At 64.8% G+C, this 4,080-nt stretch carries 5 protein-coding genes and 1 pseudogene; all 6 read left to right on the forward strand.

Annotation, left to right across the window (positions count from 1 at the left end; translation table 11 throughout):
• Nucleotides 1-282, forward strand: a pseudogene (locus tag PMI42_RS12350) (dihydroxy-acid dehydratase domain-containing protein); the annotation flags it as partial.
• Between the two features lie 135 nt (nucleotides 283-417).
• Nucleotides 418-1,149, forward strand: coding sequence for an SDR family oxidoreductase (locus tag PMI42_RS12355; RefSeq protein ID WP_008134301.1), 732 nt, complete (start codon nucleotides 418-420; stop codon nucleotides 1,147-1,149).
• Nucleotides 1,150-1,166: 17 nt separating this feature from the next.
• A complete protein-coding gene (locus PMI42_RS12360) occupies nucleotides 1,167-1,913 on the forward strand; it encodes an SDR family NAD(P)-dependent oxidoreductase (protein WP_008134303.1) in 747 nt (248 codons plus the stop codon).
• 54 nt (nucleotides 1,914-1,967) lie between these two features.
• Nucleotides 1,968-3,101, forward strand: coding sequence for a serine hydrolase domain-containing protein (locus PMI42_RS12365; protein WP_240535231.1), 1,134 nt, complete (start codon nucleotides 1,968-1,970; stop codon nucleotides 3,099-3,101).
• A 4-nt stretch (nucleotides 3,102-3,105) separates the two neighbouring features.
• The gene (locus PMI42_RS12370) at nucleotides 3,106-3,498 is read left to right on the forward strand and encodes a GFA family protein (protein ID WP_008134305.1); all 393 of its coding nucleotides are present in this window, start codon (nucleotides 3,106-3,108) and stop codon (nucleotides 3,496-3,498) included.
• Nucleotides 3,499-3,605: 107 nt separating this feature from the next.
• A partial coding sequence (locus tag PMI42_RS12375; protein WP_008134307.1) for a site-2 protease family protein occupies nucleotides 3,606-4,080 on the forward strand: 475 nt, incomplete at its 3' end.

Genomic DNA, 4,080 nt, shown 5'->3' on the forward strand with positions numbered 1-4,080 from the left:
GCGCCCGCCAATGGCGGGCTTGCGATCCTCAAGACCGGCGACAAGGTGCGCATCGACCTCAACAAGGGCAGCGCCAACATCCTGATCTCGGACGACGAGGTGAAGAAGCGTCACGCCGAGCTGATGGCCAATGGCGGTTTCAAGCATCCGGCAAACCAGACGCCGTGGCAGGAGCTTTATCGCAACACCGTCGGCCAGCAATCGACCGGCGCCTGCATGGAGCTCGCCACCCGGTACCAGAACGTCGCCGGCACGTTCGGTGTGGCGAGAGACAACCACTAGGAAAGATCGTCATTCCGGGATGCGCCGTAAGGCGCAGGCCCGGAATCCATACTCCCGATCGTGGTTATGGATTCCGGGCTCGCGGCTGCGCCGCGCCCCGGAATGACGGCAAGAAATTCAGAGGAGAAAAACAAAATGGCAGACCGCCTCAAGGGTAAGCGCGCCGTCATCACGGCTGCGGCAGCAGGCATCGGGCGCGCATGCGCTCTCGCGTTCGCGCGTGAAGGCGCAACCGTCATCGCCACCGACATCAACGAGAGCGGCATCGCGGGCCTGACCAAGGAAGGCATCGCCGAGGTCGCAAAGCTCGACGTCCGCAACACCGCAGAGGTCAACGCTTTTGCAAAACGCGTCGGCAAGATCGACATCCTGCTCAACGCGGCCGGCTTCGTGCACCACGGCACCATCCTGGAATGCTCGGAAGAGGATTTCGACTTCTCGTTCGACCTCAACGTCAAGTCGATGCACCGGACCATCAAGGCGTTCCTGCCCGACATGATCGCGGGCGGTGGCGGCAGCATCGTCAACATCTCGTCCTGCGCAGCACTGCGCCCGCCGGCGAACCGTTATGTCTACAGCTCGTCGAAGGCGGCCGTGTCGCTGCTGTCGCGCGCGGTCGCGCTCGACTTCATCACCAAGGGCATCCGCTGCAACTCGATCTGCCCCGGCACCGTCGAGACCCCCTCGATGCTCGACCGCGCCGCGGCGCAGGGGCCGCAGGGCAAGGAGATGTTCATCTCCCGCCAGAAGATGGGCCGGCTCGGCACCGCCGACGAGATCGCCTCCATGGCGGTCTATCTCGGCAGCGACGAGAGCGCCTTCACCACCGGCGTCGACCTCGTCGTCGACGGCGGCTACATGCTCTGACGCCAGGGGCCTCCGGCATGAACAAGATCGATCTCAACGGCCGCGTCGCAATCGTCACCGGCGGCGCGCAGGGCTTTGGCCGCGCCATCACCGAGCGCTTCATCGCATCAGGCGCCAAGGTCGCGATCTGGGATTTTGACTCGGCCCTGGCCGAGAAGACCGCGAAGGAAGTCGGCGGCGAGACCAAAGTGTTCAAGGTCGACGTCACCGACACCGCAGGCGTCGAGCAGGCGCGCGATGCGACGCTGGCCGCCTTCGGCAAGATCGACATCCTCGTCAACAATGCCGGCATTGCCGGCGTCAACAAGCCGGTCTGGGAGACGGATCTGGAGGAATGGCGCAAGGTGCTGCGCATCAACCTCGACGGCCCGTTCATCGTCTGCAAGGCGATCGTGCCCCAAATGCTCAAGCAGAAATACGGGCGGATCGTCAACATCGCCTCGATCGCCGGCAAGGAAGGCAATCCCAACGCCTCGCATTATTCGGCGTCGAAGGCCGGCCTGATCGCGCTGACGAAGTCGCTCGGCAAGGAATTGGCGGCACATGACATCCTGGTGAACGCGGTGACGCCGGCTGCGGCGAAAACCGCGATCTTCGACCAGATGACGCAGCAGCATATCGACTTCATGCTGTCGAAAATCCCCAAGGCCCGCTTCGTGCTGGTGGAAGAGCTTGCCGCGATGGTCGCGTGGCTTTCATCCGGGGATTGTGCCTTCTCTACCGGCGCCGTGTTTGATATTTCCGGTGGACGGGCGACCTACTGAGACATGGCCGCCCTCGCGAAAGGGCGGACCATGCGGGTTGGGCGTCGGGATTTCGTGAAGCTTGCAGCGGGCGCAGGCGCGCTGCCGCTGCTGTCGTCGACGGCATCAGCGCAACTCGCGCCCAACCCGCCGAGCATCCGGCCGCCCTCGCCGGCCGAACGCGGCGCCATGGCGCGGCTCGCGCACAGCTTCATGGACAAGTACGGCGTGCCGGCACTGTCGGTTGCGATCGGCTATGCCGGCATTGTTGTCCACGAGGACGCCTTCGGTGCCGCCGATATCGAGCGGAACGAGGCCGTGACGCCGCGGCATCTGTTCCGGATCGCCAGCGTCAGCAAGATGATCACCGCGGTCACGCTCTTCCGCCTGATCGAGCAGAACCGCCTCAAGCTGACGGATCGCGTGTTCGGCCCGGGCGCGCTGCTCGGCACCGATTACGCGTCGCCGCCCTCCTCCGCCGACATCGACCAGATCACGCTCGAGCATCTGTTGACCCACACCGCCGGCGGCTGGAGCAACGACAACCGCGATCCCATGTTCACCCATCCGCGGATGGATCATGCCGAGCTGATCGGCTGGACGCTCGCCAACCGGCCGCTCGACCGGCCGCCGGGCCAGCGCTACGCCTATTCCAATTTCGGCTATTGCGTGCTCGGCCGCGTGATCGAGAAGCTCACCGGCCAGCCCTATGCCGATCATGTCCGCACCGAGGTGCTCGCGCGCTGCGGCGTCACGGACATGACCATCGCGGGCGACACGCGTGAGCAGCGCCAGGCCGGCGAGGTCGTCTATTACCGCCAGGGTGAAGGCCCCTACGGCATGAATGTCCGGCGGATGGATTCCCATGGCGGCTGGATCGCGACGCCGGCGGATCTCGTGCAATTCCTGATGCATGTGGACGGCTACACCAGGCCGGCCAACATCCTGCGGCCGCGCACCATCGAGGTCATGACCACCGCGCCGAGCTACAGCCCGGATTATGCCAAGGGTTTCTGTGTCAACAAACACGACAATTGGTGGCACAATGGCAGCCTGCCGGGCACCAGCACGATTGCCGTGCGCACCCATGGCGGCTTCTGCTGGGCCGCCTTCACCAACACCAGACGGAGGAATTCCGACATGGACGGCGATCTCGACAATCTCAACTGGAACATGGCGCGCCAGGTCGGCGAATGGCGGGTGGCCTGAAGCCATGATCCGGGAAGGTGGATGCCTGTGCGGTGCGGTGCGGTTCAAGGCGGAGGGCGAGCCGCTCAACGTCCGCATCTGCCATTGCCGCTTGTGCCAGAAGGCGATGGGCTCGCCCTATTTCGCCCGCGCGCAGTTCGACCAGCGCGCGCTCACCGTCGAGGGCGACACCGAGCGCTATGCCTCGTCCGAGAACATCGACCGCGTGTTCTGCAGGCGCTGTGGCACGCGCCTGTTCGCCTGGCGGCGCAACGGCACGCTGGCGGGCGTTTCGCTCGCGACATTCGACGACCGCAACGCCTTCGCGCCGACCGAGCACATCTGGGTGAGCGAGAAGCTCGCCTGGCTCAAGCTCGACGACGGCCTGATCCAATATGAGGGGACGATCCCGGCGTAGATCGTGGCATTTCCGAACCGGCTCCCCTATGTTGGTCAGGACGTTGCTGCTCCGCCGGTTTGGCTGGGTCGGCTGCAAGGCCGCAGGCACACCGGGACGGACGCGCTGTGAACATTTCTCTCTACGACCTCTCGGTCTGGGTGCTGCCACTCCTGATCGCCATCACCTTCCACGAGGCCGCGCACGCTTTCGCCGCACATCGCCTTGGCGACGACACGGCCTGGCAGCTTGGCCGCGTCAGCTTCAATCCTATCAGGCATATCGACCCGTTCGGCACCGTGCTTCTGCCGGCGATGCTGCTGTTCGCGCATTCGCCGTTCCTGTTCGGTTATGCCAAGCCGGTGCCGATCAATTTCCGCAAGCTCAACAACCCCAGGCTCGACATGGTCTGGGTGGCGCTGGCCGGGCCCGCCACCAACATCCTGCTGGCGCTTGCAACCGCCCTGGCATTCCATGCCTTGCCGCTTGCTCCGGCGAGTTCGGCGCAATGGATCGCCAACAACCTCGTGAATTCGGTCCGACTCAACGCGGCATTGGCCGTCTTCAACATGATGCCGATCCCGCCGCTCGACGGCGGGCGCG

Source organism: Bradyrhizobium sp. YR681 (genome assembly GCF_000282615.1).
In the GTDB taxonomy this organism is placed as follows: Bacteria; Pseudomonadota; Alphaproteobacteria; order Rhizobiales; family Xanthobacteraceae; genus Bradyrhizobium.